The 14,812-nt window shown below is 45.4% G+C and carries 17 protein-coding genes; 5 read left to right on the plus strand and 12 right to left on the minus strand.

Features of this window, described 5'->3' with window-relative positions:
- Positions 1-134: 134 nt before the first annotated feature.
- Both R8N49_RS16570 and R8N49_RS16575 read left to right on the plus strand, forming a co-directional pair.
- Positions 135-887 carry a pseudouridine synthase gene (locus tag R8N49_RS16570; RefSeq protein ID WP_085570018.1) on the plus strand — a complete coding sequence of 251 codons (753 nt, stop codon included), beginning with the start codon at positions 135-137 and terminating at the stop codon, positions 885-887.
- Between the two features lie 103 nt (positions 888-990).
- Complete coding sequence (locus R8N49_RS16575; RefSeq protein WP_025767613.1) at positions 991-1,953, plus strand: D-2-hydroxyacid dehydrogenase; 963 nt, start codon at positions 991-993, stop codon at positions 1,951-1,953.
- Between the two features lie 89 nt (positions 1,954-2,042).
- Here the strand turns inward: R8N49_RS16575 and yjgA are convergent, their stop codons facing one another.
- Complete coding sequence (gene yjgA, locus R8N49_RS16580) at positions 2,043-2,570, minus strand: ribosome biogenesis factor YjgA (protein ID WP_025767614.1); 528 nt, start codon at positions 2,568-2,570, stop codon at positions 2,043-2,045.
- Positions 2,571-2,680: 110 nt separating this feature from the next.
- Here yjgA and pmbA point away from each other — a divergent pair, with 110 nt between their 5' ends.
- A complete protein-coding gene (pmbA, locus tag R8N49_RS16585) occupies positions 2,681-4,024 on the plus strand; it encodes a metalloprotease PmbA (RefSeq protein ID WP_085570019.1) in 1,344 nt (447 codons plus the stop codon).
- 64 nt (positions 4,025-4,088) lie between these two features.
- Here pmbA and mgtE read toward each other — a convergent pair whose 3' ends face one another.
- From mgtE to R8N49_RS16640, 11 genes are all read right to left on the minus strand, one after another.
- Positions 4,089-5,447 (minus strand): magnesium transporter, encoded by a 1,359-nt coding sequence (mgtE, locus tag R8N49_RS16590; RefSeq protein WP_005381121.1) that lies wholly within the window; start codon positions 5,445-5,447, stop codon positions 4,089-4,091.
- A 148-nt stretch (positions 5,448-5,595) separates the two neighbouring features.
- Positions 5,596-5,871, minus strand: coding sequence for an HPr family phosphocarrier protein (locus tag R8N49_RS16595; protein ID WP_005381120.1), 276 nt, complete (start codon positions 5,869-5,871; stop codon positions 5,596-5,598).
- 2 nt (positions 5,872-5,873) lie between these two features.
- On the minus strand, positions 5,874-6,737 hold the full coding sequence (gene rapZ, locus R8N49_RS16600) for an RNase adapter RapZ (RefSeq protein WP_005381118.1): 864 nt from the start codon (positions 6,735-6,737) through the stop codon (positions 5,874-5,876).
- A 14-nt stretch (positions 6,738-6,751) separates the two neighbouring features.
- Positions 6,752-7,198, minus strand: a complete 447-nt coding sequence (gene ptsN / locus R8N49_RS16605; RefSeq protein ID WP_005381116.1) for a PTS IIA-like nitrogen regulatory protein PtsN — start codon at positions 7,196-7,198, stop codon at positions 6,752-6,754.
- A 2-nt stretch (positions 7,199-7,200) separates the two neighbouring features.
- Positions 7,201-7,488, minus strand: coding sequence for a ribosome hibernation promoting factor (gene hpf, locus R8N49_RS16610; RefSeq protein ID WP_005381114.1), 288 nt, complete (start codon positions 7,486-7,488; stop codon positions 7,201-7,203).
- 24 nt (positions 7,489-7,512) lie between these two features.
- Positions 7,513-8,982 (minus strand): RNA polymerase factor sigma-54, encoded by a 1,470-nt coding sequence (locus R8N49_RS16615; protein ID WP_005381112.1) that lies wholly within the window; start codon positions 8,980-8,982, stop codon positions 7,513-7,515.
- 50 nt (positions 8,983-9,032) lie between these two features.
- Positions 9,033-9,758 carry an LPS export ABC transporter ATP-binding protein gene (gene lptB, locus R8N49_RS16620; protein ID WP_005381111.1) on the minus strand — a complete coding sequence of 242 codons (726 nt, stop codon included), beginning with the start codon at positions 9,756-9,758 and terminating at the stop codon, positions 9,033-9,035.
- A 1-nt stretch (position 9,759) separates the two neighbouring features.
- Positions 9,760-10,254 (minus strand): lipopolysaccharide transport periplasmic protein LptA, encoded by a 495-nt coding sequence (lptA, locus tag R8N49_RS16625; protein ID WP_005381109.1) that lies wholly within the window; start codon positions 10,252-10,254, stop codon positions 9,760-9,762.
- Complete coding sequence (gene lptC / locus R8N49_RS16630; protein WP_005381106.1) at positions 10,235-10,798, minus strand: LPS export ABC transporter periplasmic protein LptC; 564 nt, start codon at positions 10,796-10,798, stop codon at positions 10,235-10,237. The genes lptA and lptC overlap by 20 nt, the downstream gene beginning before the upstream one ends.
- Positions 10,799-10,884: 86 nt before the next feature.
- Positions 10,885-11,856, minus strand: coding sequence for an arabinose-5-phosphate isomerase KdsD (gene kdsD / locus R8N49_RS16635; protein ID WP_005381104.1), 972 nt, complete (start codon positions 11,854-11,856; stop codon positions 10,885-10,887).
- Between the two features lie 29 nt (positions 11,857-11,885).
- On the minus strand, positions 11,886-12,851 hold the full coding sequence (locus R8N49_RS16640; RefSeq protein ID WP_005381102.1) for a calcium/sodium antiporter: 966 nt from the start codon (positions 12,849-12,851) through the stop codon (positions 11,886-11,888).
- 374 nt (positions 12,852-13,225) lie between these two features.
- On the opposite strand from R8N49_RS16640, the gene mlaF reads away from it, so the two are divergent.
- Entirely contained in the window at positions 13,226-14,029 is an 804-nt protein-coding gene (mlaF, locus tag R8N49_RS16645; RefSeq protein WP_005388422.1) for a phospholipid ABC transporter ATP-binding protein MlaF, read from the plus strand.
- Positions 14,019-14,810 (plus strand): lipid asymmetry maintenance ABC transporter permease subunit MlaE, encoded by a 792-nt coding sequence (mlaE, locus tag R8N49_RS16650; protein WP_005381100.1) that lies wholly within the window; start codon positions 14,019-14,021, stop codon positions 14,808-14,810. Before mlaF ends, mlaE begins: the two co-directional genes overlap by 11 nt.
- Positions 14,811-14,812 lie beyond the last annotated feature (2 nt).

Raw genomic sequence — 14,812 nt, forward strand, 5'->3', positions numbered from 1 at the left:
TACAACGTGCTATTTTTAGTTTTTATGCTAAAGGATTGACTTTGTTTTATTGGGTTGAACTTTTCTTCAGAATCCTGCATCTGGGTGCTATTTGGGTATATAATCGCGGCGTTTTTATTTTGTAGAGATCTCCCATGGCAATGCTTGAATATACCCCTCCCACCGACCCTTGGGTTGACATCGTTTTTGAGGATGACGACATTCTGGCAGTGAATAAGCCATCAGGGCTGCTGTCTGTCCCTGGTCGCCTTGCAGAGCATTACGACAGCATGTGGATCCGCCTCAAAGAGTTGCATCCAGAAATTCAAGTTGTGCATCGCTTGGATATGTCGACATCAGGGTTGATGTTGCTGGCGAAAAACAAACCCGCGGAGCGAGCATTAAAAAAGCAGTTCCAATATCGCCTCACTCACAAGGTGTATTACGCACGTGTTTGGGGGCATGTTGAGCCGCAAGAAGGGAATATTGATCTTCCATTAATTTGTGATTGGCCAAATCGTCCACGACAAAAAGTATGTTTTGACGACGGCAAACCATCTCAAACTTTATTCCAAGTAGTGAAGCGTGAAGTGCACCCTGATGGCACCCATACGACCGTTGTGCGACTACTGCCCATTACTGGTCGATCGCATCAGTTACGCGTGCATTTGATGGCGATTGGTCATGCGATTGTGGGTGATGAGTTTTATGCAAGCGAAGAGGCGTATCAGTTTTCAGAACGTTTAGAGTTGCACGCTGCGGAGCTAAGTTTTTATCATCCAGCTACGGATCAGCTGAGCAGTATTTTTGTACCCTGTGACTTTTATTCTGAAGCCGAGGCGATGATCTTTAACTATTTTTCGCCAGAGCGTACATTGCCTGATTATAAAACGTTGCCACACCCTTAATGCCAATTGCACTCAACAACGGTTCTTTCTAGTTCGCTATTTTTGGCTATTTCGTTACTGTGGTTGATGTATCCTGTCTTTCAGCCGTGAACAAGGAGTTGTTATGTCTTTGCCAAGCATCGTATTTTTAGACCGAGCGACCATCCCAGAACATATTGAGATCCCACGACCTGGCTTTCCGCACCACTGGCGTGAGTACGACCTAACTGCGCCTGGGCAGGTAATAGAAAGGTTAGCAGATGCCGATATCGTGATTAGCAATAAAGTCGTGCTTGACCAACATGTATTAGAGCAACTACCAAAATTACGGATGATCGCGGTTGCCGCAACTGGTTTTAACAACGTCGATGTGAACTACTGTGCTAATAATGGTATTGCGGTTGCTAATGTACGTGGTTACGCGACGCGTTCGGTGCCCGAGCACGTGATGGCAATGTTATTCGCTTTAAGACGAAATTTATTTGGGTACCACCAAGATATTGCCGCAGGTGAGTGGCAGCGTAACCAGCAGTTTTGTTTTTTTACTCACCCAATCGGGGATATTGGTGGTAGCACGTTAGGTGTTGTTGGTAGTGGGGCACTAGGGCAAGCGACGGCGAATCTGGCTCAAGCGTTAGGAATGACCGTGTTGTTTTCTGAGCGTAAAGGGGCGGCAGAATGTAGACCAGGTTATGTGTCGTTTGAGGAAGTATTAAAACGCTCCGATGCGCTGACTTTGCATTGCCCGCTCAACGATCATACTCAGAATTTAATTGGTCAAGCAGAGTTGAAACAAATGAAGTCCAACGCCATTTTGATTAATACAGGGCGTGGAGGTTTGGTGGATGAGAGCGCACTGGTGGATGCCTTAAAACAGCAAGAAATTGCAGCGGCTGGTTTTGATGTTTTTACACAAGAACCGGCTGATGAGAGCAATCCGCTGATTGCCAATATGAGTTTACCTAATTTGTTACTGACACCGCATGTTGCATGGGGCAGCGACTCATCTATCCAACGTTTAGCGGAAATCCTGATTGATAACATTAACGCTTTCGATCGCGGAGACCGCGTTAATCGCTTAGTGTAACGCTGACTGTAAAACCAAAGATAAAAAAAGCAGACATTGACGTCTGCTTTTTGCGTTTAAATCGAATGCTCATTGCGTGAGCCCTCGAATTAAAACTCTTCTTCGTTTAGACCTTTAAGGATCTGAAAGATTTCGCGGTACGCTTTTGCTGGTTTCCCAGCTTTTCTCTCTTTCGCTGCTTGGCGAGCAAGTTGGCGTAGACGCTGACGATCCGCTTCTGGGTACATTTCCATTACGTCATCAATGGCTTTGTCACCTTCTTCCACTACGCGATCACGCAACGCTTCAAGTTTGTGGAATACCGCCGTTAATTGAGAGTGCTTATTACGAATTTTATCCAGTGCGGCTTGGATTGGCTCTGGATCTTCGTAACGCATCAATTTACCAATACGTTGTAATTGGCGACGACGCGCTTCATTTTTAAAGCGTTGCGCGTCAGCAATTGCTTCTCGCAAATCTTCGCTCAATGGAAACTTTTCTAGAACTGAAGGTTTGAGGCCGACAAGCTCCTCACCTAGCTTTTGCAGTTCTTCCATGTCTCGCTTCATCTCGGATTTACTTACCCAGATGATCTCTTCTTCTGGTTCCCATGGCGCTTTTTGATTCTTACGTGCCATTTCAGTTGCCTGTGTTTTGATTAATATTATGACTATTTTAACAAGAATCATGGGGAGAAAGCGAAATTCTTGTTATCCTATTGTTCATCAAAGACAAGATGTGAAAGACAATGGATATTAAACAGCAGGTTGCTGAGCAACGTACCGAGCTAGAGCAAGCCGTCGCAAGAGCCTTAAAGCTTGCATCGGCAAAATCTGACGCCGCCGAAGTCGCAATTACTAAAAGCACTGGTTTAAGTGTTTCAACTCGTATGGGTGAAGTAGAAAATGTCGAGTTCAACAGCGATGGTGCGCTGGGCATTACCGTTTACCGAGGTCAACGCAAAGGCAGTGCTTCCACGTCTGATTTAAGTGAAGCTGCAATCGAGCAAACCGTTATAGCGGCGCTAGATATTGCACATTACACATCTGAAGACCCATTTGCAGGCCCTGCAGCGAAAGAATACATGGTGCAAGAGATCCCTGAGCTTGATCTTTTCCACCCTGACGCACCCGATCCAGACTATGCTGCCGATGTGGCGATTGCCGCTGAGAAAGAAGCGCTAAGTTATAACAGTGCAATCAAGCAAAGTGATGGCGCGAGTTATGATAGTCATTACGGCGTGAAAGTGTATGGCAATAGCCATGGCTTATTAGCTAGTTATGCGTCTAGCCGCCATAGTACTAGCTGTTGTGTAATTGGCGTTGGTCAAAACGGCGAGATGGAACGTGATTACAGCTACACCGTGGCACGTCATCGTGATGACTTATGGACCCCAGAAACGGTGGGTCGTAAGGCGGCAGAGAATACGGTTAACCGCTTAGATGCGCAGCGTCTAAAAACAGGTCAATACCCAATCATGTTTGCGGCTGATGTTGCGACAGGCTTGATTGGCCATCTCGTTATGGCGATCAGCGGTGGTAACCTGTACCGAAAATCTTCTTTCTTACTTGACCATCTAGGCAAACAAGTGCTTCCTGAATGGTTCAATATCTCAGAACGTCCGCATGTATTGCGTGGTTTGGCATCAAGTCCATTCGATAGTGAAGGTGTGTACACTCAAGACCGTGAGATCATTACCGACGGTGTGCTAGCAACTTATCTGTTAACCAGTTATGCCGCACGTAAAATGAAGATGACGCCGACAGGTCACGCTGGTGGGATTCATAACTGGTACGTGAAGTCGACAGGCCAAAACTTCGAACAAATGCTTAAAGAGCTCGGTACTGGTCTTCTAGTGACAGAGGTTATGGGACAAGGTGTGAACGTGGTAACGGGTGATTACTCTCGCGGTGCCGCAGGCTTCTGGGTTGAGAACGGCGAGATCCAATACCCAGTATCAGAAATTACCATCGCAGGTAATCTAAAAGACATGTTCACCAAGATTGTAGCGGTTGGTAGTGATATTGAAACGCGCTCACAAATCCAAACGGGCTCTATCCTACTGGATACCATGAAAGTGGCGGGTGAATAAGCTTTTCTAGCAATTCAGAATCAAAAAAGCCTGATGTGTTCATCAGGCTTTTTCGTTTTTGCTGTTAGGTAATCAGTATTGTGGCAAGCCCTAAGAAGACAGATAAACCAATCACATCCGTCACTGTTGTTAATGCCATACCACCAGCTAAAGCGGGATCGATGTTCATTTTTTTCAATAGGATTGGAATCGTTACTCCGGCAATACCTGCGACCAATAAGTTGGTCAGCATGGCGGCGGAAATGATTCCTCCGAGCATCCAGTTACCTTTCCAAGCAACAACAATACCACCAATAATTAGCGCCCACATGATGCCGTTAAGTAAGCCGATCGAGGCTTCTTTCATTAACAGTTCGCGTTTGTTTGAGTCTCCGATATGACCAAGAGCAAGACCACGAATCACTAGTGCGACGGTTTGGTTACCAGCGACACCACCCATGGACGGAACAATCGTCATCAATACCGCAATGGCGGCCATTTGGTCTAATGTGGCCTCAAACATGTTAGAAACGGAAGCAGCAGCAAGGGCGGCTAATACGTTAGCGCCAAGCCAGATACTGCGTTTGCGAGCTGATTTTACAACAGGCGCGAAAGTATCTTCGTCATCGTCCATACCCGCCATACTCATCATCGAGTGTTCCGCGTCTTCACGAATAACGTCAACCACGTCATCGATGGTGATACGACCGACCAAATGCAAGTTTTCATCAACAACAGGTGCAGATACCCAATTACGGCGTTCGAACAGACTCGCAACATCTGAGTCGCTAGTATCGACGGTGATGGCCTCGTCCGCGTCTTCCATTACATCAATGATTTTTACGTCTGGCTGAGTGGTAATAAGCGTCGTGATCGGCAGTTCACCGATGAGCTTACTCTCTTCATCGATCACATACAGGGCATCCGTAGCTTCTGGAAGCTCGCCTTTCATACGTAGATAACGCAAAACTACGTCCACATCTACGTCACCACGAATTGTGATGACGTCGGTGTTCATCAGTCCACCCGCGGTGTCTTCTGGGTAGGATAGGGCGGTTTCGACCCGTAGGCGGTCAGATGAGTCCATTTGCGACAGGACTTCGCGTGACAGGTTGTCAGGCAAGCTACGCAGTACGTAAGCCACGTCATCGGTATCCATGCCTTCTGTCGCTTCTGCAAGCGCTTCTGGTGCCATTTTGGATACGAGGCTGTCTTTGACGTCTTCGTTCAGCTCGTCAAGGATTTCACCATAATCTTCAGGGTCGGTGAGTTGCCAAAGAACTTCACGGCTCTTACGTGGGGAGGCTTCTAAAAGGTGAGCGATATCCTCAGGTTCCATGTCCTGTAATTGACGACGAACATGGACGAAGCGGCCATTTTCTAGCGCTTCTGTGACTTCTTGGAGGGCTTGGTGAGCTTGGTCGAATTCAATTTGCTCTGCCATTCATTCCTCCCAATTCCTGATATTTACAATGCGTTGAATAATAACTTAATTCTAGGCGCCTTTTAATAACAACTTATGATACTAAGCAAATTTATTTATTAGGTCAGGGAAGAGAAAGATAATGGGAGGTAAGAAAAAAGCGAGTAAACTACTCGCCTTCATCAAATTTATCTTCGATCAAATGGCAAACGGCATCCAGTGCTTCTTCCGCTTGCCCACCCGTTGCGTGGATCGTGACGTATTGTCCTTGAGCGGACTCTAGCATTAACAGGCCCATTACGCTGTCTGCTGTGGCGGTTTTGTCTTCTTCATTGTCGATGGTGATGACCGCTTCAAAGCTCTGTGCCAGTTCGACCAGTTTGACTGCTGCACGAGCATGTAAGCCAAGGCGGTTTTGAATCAATACTTTACGACTTAACTCCACGGCTACTCCTTAGCGTTTTTCTCTAGTGAGGTATGGCGAATTTGTACTTGGTGTCCTTTGTTGGCGAAGTATTCACCGATTTGCTGAGTTAAGTACACCGAGCGGTGCTTACCACCAGTACAACCGATTGCAACGGTCAGGTAGCTGCGGTTGTTTTTCTCAAGCAGAGGTAACCAATTCTCTATAAAGCTTTCAATTTGATATTTCAAACTTAACACCGATTGGTGTTGCTCTAAAAATGCGGCGATAGGAGCATCCAGACCTGTAAGCGGGCGTAGTGCTGGTTCCCAATGTGGGTTAGGTAAGAAGCGAACGTCGAATACGTAATCGGCATCGGAAGGCAGGCCGTATTTAAAACCAAAAGACTCAAATACCATAACGAGCCCTTTGCGATCTCTGCCTTCAACGCGCATACGCACGGTTTCACTCAATTCATGCAAAGACTGCCCACTACTATTTAGGACCAGATCTGCATGCGCTTTGAGTGGCGTCAAAATTTGCTTCTCACGCTCGATGGCTTGATCGAGCGAGAGGGAGGTGCCACCTAAAGATAACGGGTGAATTCGGCGTGTTTCGCTGTAGCGTTTGAGTAGCGTTTCTTTATTGGCGTCCAAGAAAAGCACGGTCACATCAAGCTCAGTTTTTAACTGTTCTAGTGTACTCGTCAGTTCTTTTAGCTTTTTAGGAATATTACGAATATCAATGCTGACTGCAACATTCTGTTTGCTGTCAGCAACAGAATGAACAAATGCGTCCAGCAAGTTAACTGGCAGGTTATCAACACAGTAGTAACCTAAGTCTTCCAGTACACGAAGCGCAATACTTTTACCGGCACCTGAGTGCCCGCTAACAACGATTAGTCGCATGGAGTTAGTCCTGCTTATTGGTGAATCATGATGTCGTAAAGTTCTTCATCACTCTGAGCATTACGCAGTAGTTTTAATACTTGCTTATCGCTCAGACGTTCTGCCATAGAGGATAGAGTCTTGAGGTGCTCTTTGCACTGTTCTTCTGGTACAAGGAGCGCAAAAAGAAGATCGACAGGTCGATTGTCAATCGCATCAAATTCGATTGCTTCATCACATTGCAGTAAGACAGCAATGGCCTTGTCGCTTGATTGCATTCTCGCGTGAGGGATCGCAATACCGTTTCCGATACCGGTACTGCCCATTTTTTCTCTATTGAGCATGCATTCGAACAGCTCGGTAGAATCTTGGCCCGTTTGATCAGCCACGATACGGCTGATCATTTCAAGGGCGCGTTTTTTACTCGTGCAGTGGACCGCACTTTTGGTGCAGTCCAATGACAGTATTTCGCTCAGTTGCATGATTAATGACTGTTTAGTTTTTCTTTGTGCTTATTAAGTTGGCGAACCAATTTATCTACCAGCGAATCGATCGCGGCATACATATTTTCGTCATCGGCTGATGCGTGGATTTCGCCTTGATTTATGTGAAGCGTAGCTTCCGCGATTTGAGTAATTTTTTCAACTTTTAGTACAACATGCACTTGATTGATATGGTCGAAGAACCTTTCGAGCTTCTGAAACTTAGAATTTACATAGTCTTGCATTGAATCGGTAAGATCAACGTGATGGCCTTGAATATTGATTTGCATAGACTTTCCTTTTCAGTTAGTGCCTTATAATAGGCGTTTACGCTGACTTGAAGGGGCAATTCCCAAGGATTCGCGATATTTGGCTATCGTACGTCTTGCGACCTGAATCCCTTGGTCAGCCAGAAGAGCAGCAATCTTGCTATCACTCAGTGGTTTGGCAGTATTCTCTGCTGCGACCAGTTTTTTAATGAGTGCACGAATTGCTGTTGACGAACATTCTCCGCCGTTGTCAGTACTAACATGGCTAGAGAAGAAGTACTTCAATTCAAAAATACCACGTGGTGTATGCATAAACTTTTGCGTTGTTACACGAGAAATCGTGGATTCATGCATGTCCACAGCCAAAGCGACATCATTGAGTACCATTGGCTTCATGGCTTCCTCACCATACTCGAAGAAATCTTGTTGATGTTCAACAATACATCTTGCAACTTTGAGTAGCGTCTCGTTTCTACTCTCTAAGCTCTTAATTAACCATTTTGCCTCTTGCAAATTGCTGCGGATGTACTGGCTATCCGCGCTATTACCTTTGCCTAATTGAGCATATTGTTGATTTACTTTTAATTTTGGCACGCTATCCGGGTTTATAGAAACGGTCCATTTGCCATTGTCTTTAAAAACGGATACGTCTGGGATTACGTACTCGGTATCATCAGGAGTGATGCGACTACCTGGACGAGGATCTAACTGTTGGATAAGCTTTAAGACTTCACGAAGATCTGCTTCTTTCAGCTTAGTCTCTTTGATGACGAGCTTGTAGTCTCGGTTGCCTAGGTGATCAATGTGATCCGCAAGTATCATTTTGGCTTCAGCAAGCCACGGCGTGTCTTCTGGGAAGGTCGTCAATTGCAGTAACAAACATTCTTGTAAGTTACGCGATGCTACGCCAAGAGGATCGAATTGTTGAATGCGTTTACGAACGGCTTCTACTTCGTCTAACTCTATCTCTTCATTATCGAAGCTCTCATGAATCTCTTCAGGCGACAAAGTTAAATAGCCGTAGTCGTCAACAGCGTCAATAATCGCTAATGCAATCGTGCGGTCGGTTTCACTGAATGGTGTTAGGTCAAGCTGCCACATGAGGTAATCATGTAATGATTCAGTGGTTTCGCCCTGGTAGACGGGCATATCATCATCAAGAGCTAAGCCGGTGCTACCAGTATTCGCGCTGTAGACGTCATCCCAAGTCGTGTCGATTTCAAGTTCAGAGCTAATTTCTGATTTCTCTATCACATCGGAGCTATCTGGAACGTCAATTTCTGTTGGTTCGCTAGCACTGTTGCTATCAGCTGCCTCGACCGCTGACTTATCTTCACCGTTTGCTAGAGGCTCGTCTTGGCCTTCTTCAACTTCCAATAATGGGTTTGAGTCCAACGCTTCTTGGATTTCTTGTTGAAGATCGAGTGTCGACAATTGCAATAAGCGAATCGCTTGCTGCAACTGTGGCGTCATGGCTAACTGCTGACCTAGCTTGAGTTGTAATGAAGGTTTCATTCAGTGTTACTTACCTTGTAATGCTCAGAATCTTACCGTTCCTAATATAATCATAGACGGAATTGTTCGCCGAGATAAACTTGTTTCACCTGTTCATTATTGAGAACTTCTGCCGGAGTTCCCGATGCAATTAGGTGCCCTTGGCTCACGATATAGGCTTTTTCACATACGTCCAGTGTTTCACGTACATTATGGTCAGTGATTAACACTCCGAGACCACGATCGCGCAGATGCTCAATGATTTTCTTGATGTCATTAACCGAAATTGGGTCAACACCAGCGAAAGGTTCATCCAATAAAATGAACTGAGGGTTGGCCGCTAAAGCTCGAGCGATTTCCACCCTGCGTCGCTCACCCCCTGATAGTGCCATACCAGCACTGGTTCTGATGTGCTGGATGTGGAATTCTTCCAACAAATCTTCCAGTTTATCTTGGCGCTCTTCCCTCGTCATTTCTTGACGAGTTTCAAGTACGGCCATGATGTTATCTTCTACTGAAAGCTTACGGAAAATCGACGCTTCTTGCGGAAGATAGCCAATGCCAAGTCGTGAACGGCTATGCATCGGCAAAATACTGATGTCATTGTCGTCAATGGTAATGGTGCCTTCATCGCGAGGTACTAAGCCGACAATCATGTAAAACGAGGTGGTTTTACCCGCACCGTTTGGACCGAGCAGCCCAACAATCTGACCAGATTCAACTTCTAAGCTAACATCAGTGACGACTTTGCGTTTTTTGTAGCTTTTCGCCAAGTTTTTCGCACTCAGTACTGCCATATTAGTTCTCTATCTGATTGGGTTGCAAAATGGTCGTAACGCGCTCTTCCTTAGAGCTATCTGCGACTAGCTTTTGTTTACCAATTTGGTAACGAATCGAAGAACCTTTAATGGTGTTGTTGTCTTGCGCCAGCTGCGCTTGACCTTTCATGGTCAGTTCGTCTGTAGAAATACGGTAATCCAACTCCGTAGCTTGACCGCTAAGTGTTTTACCATCGTCCATCAGCTGAGAAAACTTCGCAGGTTTACCAAATGCTTGAATCTGTTTAATTGCTTCGGTTTTAGGATCGCGAGTTACCACGATTCTATCAGCATCGATATTGATGCTCCCTTGCTTAAGAGATACATCGCCTTCAAAAACAACCTGGTTACTCTTCATGTCCACCTGTTGGGTGTCAGAGTTTATGTAAACCGGCTGTTGAGTATCCGACTTGAGTGCCAGCGCTTGAGGCGCCGCCAATACCAGTGCCAGTAGGCTAAGGTGTAACGGTTTCATATCGACCTTGAACTTCATCTGTCAGAGTCGCAGTATGCTGTTTTAAGTTGCCTTGCATTGCGCCTCCAGTAGTTTCAAATTGTGGTCCAACCAACATCACTTGTTGGTCAGCTTTAAAATCACGATTGGTTAGATTAATGACCAATTTGTCTGTTGCCATGGTATCAAAACTCGCACCAGGCAGAAGGTTTTGCATTAAGACTTTGTCATATAAAGTCAAAACTTGGTCTTCATCTAACACTGCTCTTGTGGCAGTCACCTTCCATTCAATGACGCTACCTTCACGGTAAACCATCAAAGTCGGGTTATTAAAAATAGTATCTCCACTCTTAGCATAATGGTCTAAGTTAGTGGAGCGAATGATGTAACTGCGGACACCATCTTCACCGTAGGTGATGTTTTCTAATCCAGAACCACTGAACATGGGCAGTTCAGAATCTGGTGCTACTTGAATTGCGTCGTTGCCTTTAGGGGTTAGTAGGTAATAACCGCACCACGCTACAACGAAGATCAAGAGCAAATAAATAAGGCGAGTAAAACTCATATAATGAAGGCCTATCGTTTAGCTCAGTACTTCCCTGACCATTGCCTTTATTCGTCTAATAAATGATTTAAATGTTTGTGCTGATATTACATCACGCCAGCTTTTAGTAAATCGTGCATGTTCAGTGCACCCACAATTTTTTCGTCTTTACATAAAATCAGAGCGTTAATGTTTTTATTCTGCATCAAGTTCAAACCTTCAACCGCCAGCATATCAGGGTGTGCTGTGGTTGGGTTTGTCGTCATGACCTCGCCAATTGCCGTCGTATGAATATCGATACGCTTGTCTAAGGTACGACGTAAATCACCATCGGTGAATATACCAAGCATAGCATCGTGCTCATCGACGATGGCTGTCATGCCTAACCCCTTTTCTGAAATTTCAAGCAGGGCATCACGAATTAATGCGTCAGGAGAAACTTTAGGTAACGCTTCTCCAAAGTGCATAATATCAGACAACTTAAGTAGCAGTTTTCTCCCCAGTGCACCACCTGGGTGAGATAGGGCAAAATCTTCGGCAGAAAAACCACGAGCTTGAAGCAGAGCTACGGCTAATGCATCTCCCATCACTAATGTGGCAGTCGTACTGCTAGTTGGCGCCAGGCCTAACGGACAAGCTTCTTGAGGTACCGTAATTTGCAGGTGTAAGTCAGACAGCTTGGCCATATTTGATTCTGGCTTACCTGTCATGCTGATGATCTTAATATTCAGGCGCTTTAATACTGGAAATAGAGACAGAATTTCGTTTGATTCACCAGAGTTAGAAATTGCCAGCACAATGTCACCAGGGCTAATCATACCCAAGTCACCATGTGCGGCTTCGCCTGGATGAACGAAAAACGCCGAAGTCCCAGTGCTTGCCAGAGTGGCGGCAATCTTGTTACCAATATGGCCTGACTTGCCAATACCCATAACGACAACTTTGCCGTTGTTGGAAAGGATAAGTTCACACGCTTTTTCAAATTGATCATCAAAGTAGGTATCTAGCTCTTGCAGAGCAGCAACTTCGATATCAAGAACTTGTTTAGCAGCAGCGCGAAAATCAAATTGATTGGACATATCAGATCTCTACTTATTGATCGTGGTAATTAAGCGGTCATGTTTGCGAATAAGTACACTTGGTAACCTAAGAAGCACACAAACAAGATGGCACCTTCAATACGGTTAATACTGCGTGATTTACCCAAACACATCGCGACAAGTAACAATGAAACGCCTAACATGACCCAGAAGTCACGTCCCATCGCGTACTCACTGAGCACCGATGGATTAATGATGCCAGGAATCCCCATTACCGCCAGAATGTTAAACACATTCGAACCGATAATGTTACCGACAGCCATGTCGTCTTCACCCTTTAAAACTCCCGCAAGTGATGCGGCTAGTTCTGGCAGGCTAGTGCCAATGGCGATAATAGTTAGACCGATAACAAGGTCGCTCATACCAAAGTGTTTAGCAATAATTACCGCGTTATCAACCAGCATGCTGGCTGCCAAAGGAAGCAGTATCAAGCCAATAACCACCCACATGATTGCTTTAGGGTTACTGACGCCTTCTGGGATCTCTGACTCTTGGTCATCAAGAAAAACATCACCTGATTTTTGCTCTTTGCGGCTGATTTGCAACATAGCAAATAAAAATGCCCCAAAGAGTACAAACAATAAGACACCCTCATAAAAACCGAGATGGCTATTCCAAAGCAGAATACCAGCGAGTACGGTTACGGCTATCATGAGTGGAAGTTCTCGGCGGATGACGGCGGAGCTAATCGACAAAGGCTTGATCAGCGCTGTAATACCTAGGATTAACGCAATGTTCGCTATGTTTGAGCCTAATACGTTACCCACCGCTGTATCTGTTTTGCCATCCCAAGCAGCGGTTGCAGATACCATCATCTCAGGGGCGGATGAGCCCATCGCGAGGATTGTCATGCCAATGACAAGCGGGGAAATACCGACGTTGCGGGCTATCGCTGCAGAGCCAAAAACAAGTTTATCTGCACTCCAAACAAGCAAAACAAGACCGACTATAAGCAACGCAACGGCTTCGAGCATGAGAATTCCTAAGTATTAAATAAGTAAAATGAATAACCGCTAATTTTGACCTTTTGCGGCCTAAAATGGAAGATAAACGAAGAATAAATTAAAGGTTAGTAACGAAAATGTATGTAAATCTCACTCATTTAAATGAGCAATTCTGGTCTAGGATTTAAACACTTCGTGCTAATTCGGTCATAAACCATGAGAAATTGCAGGGATATACTCGACTTTATTTAATTGAACAGTGCTTTAAATTCAACGCCAATGTGCTTATGATTGCAGCCTAATAAATGTACCGACGTTACTTTATTAAACGTAGAATTCAACTCCGATGAGTATCTGCTTGATGATTCCGTGAGTTGCAACGCTCCTACAGTAGAAGAGATGATATGTCGAACAACGATTTAGTCACCGTGAACAACCTCACTTTTTCACGGGGAGAACGCATGATCTTTGATGATATTGATCTGCATGTTCCTGAGGGCAAAGTGACGGCCATTATGGGACCATCGGGAATTGGTAAAACAACACTGCTGCGTTTGATTGGTGGTCAGTTGTATCCCGAGCAAGGAGAGATCTGGTTTGATGGCGACAATATTCCCTCTCTCTCGCGTAAAAAACTCTACCATGCTCGAAAGAAAATGAGCATGTTGTTCCAGTCAGGGGCTTTATTCACTGATTTGAATGTTTTTGATAATGTCGCCTTTCCATTGAGAGAGCATACCGATTTATCGGAAGATTTGATTCGCACCATGGTGTTACTCAAGCTCGAAGCTGTCGGTCTGCGCGGCGCGGCGCAATTAATGCCGAGTGAGCTTTCAGGTGGTATGGCAAGACGCGCTGCTTTGGCTCGTGCAATCGCACTTGATCCTGACCTGATCATGTACGATGAGCCGTTTGTGGGGCAAGACCCAATCACTATGGGCGTTTTGGTTGAGCTAATTAGCAATCTAAACCAAGCGTTAGGTTTGACCTCTATTGTGGTTTCTCACGACGTACCTGAAGTCATGAGTATTGCTGACTGGGTATACCTGATGGCCGATGGAAAAATCATCGCCTATGGTACGCCAGAAGAGCTGACTCAAAACTCTGATCCTCGTGTCCAGCAGTTCTTACAAGGTGATGCCGACGGTCCTGTACCGTTTCGTTTCCCTTCTCAAAGTATCGAAAAGGACTTATTTGATGGTCGATAACTTCATTCACTTTGTCGCCTCGCTGGGTCGACGCACGCTTTCTATTTGCGGAGCATTTGGTCGTGCGACTTTCATGTTGATTGGGGCGCTATTTTCTAAGCCACAACCGATCAGAAGCTTTCCTCTGCTTGTTAAGCAACTTTATTCTGTTGGTGTTCAGTCGCTGGCGATCATCGTCGTATCTGGTCTGTTCATTGGAATGGTTTTGAGTCTACAAGGCTATGTTGTGTTGGTGGATTACGGCGCAGAAGGCAGTTTGGGGCAAATGGTAGCGCTTTCGTTACTCCGTGAATTAGGACCCGTTGTTACTGCACTTTTGTTTGCTGGTCGTGCCGGTTCTGCGTTAACCGCAGAGATAGGTCTAATGAAAGCAACGGAACAACTGTCTAGCCTTGAAATGATGGCGGTAGACCCATTGAAACGAGTGATTGCACCACGGTTTTGGGCTGGGGTTATCTCAATGCCTTTACTGGCTATGATTTTCATGGCTGTGGGAATTTGGGGCGCTCAGCTTGTTGGTGTTGACTGGAAAGGCGTTGATCACGGCAGTTTTTGGTCAGCGATGCAGTCCTCTGTTGAGCTAGGGCAAGACATTGGTAACAGTATGATCAAATGTTTTGCGTTTGCAATTACGGTTACTTGGGTCGCTCTATTTAACGGTTATGATGCTATTCCAACATCGGAAGGGATCAGCCGAGCAACTACGCGCACTGTTGTGCATTCTTCTTTAGCAGTACTAGGATTAGACTTTGTACTGACCGCATTGATGTTTGGGAATTAATC

The sequence above is a fragment of the Vibrio sp. 1978 genome (assembly GCF_033344345.1).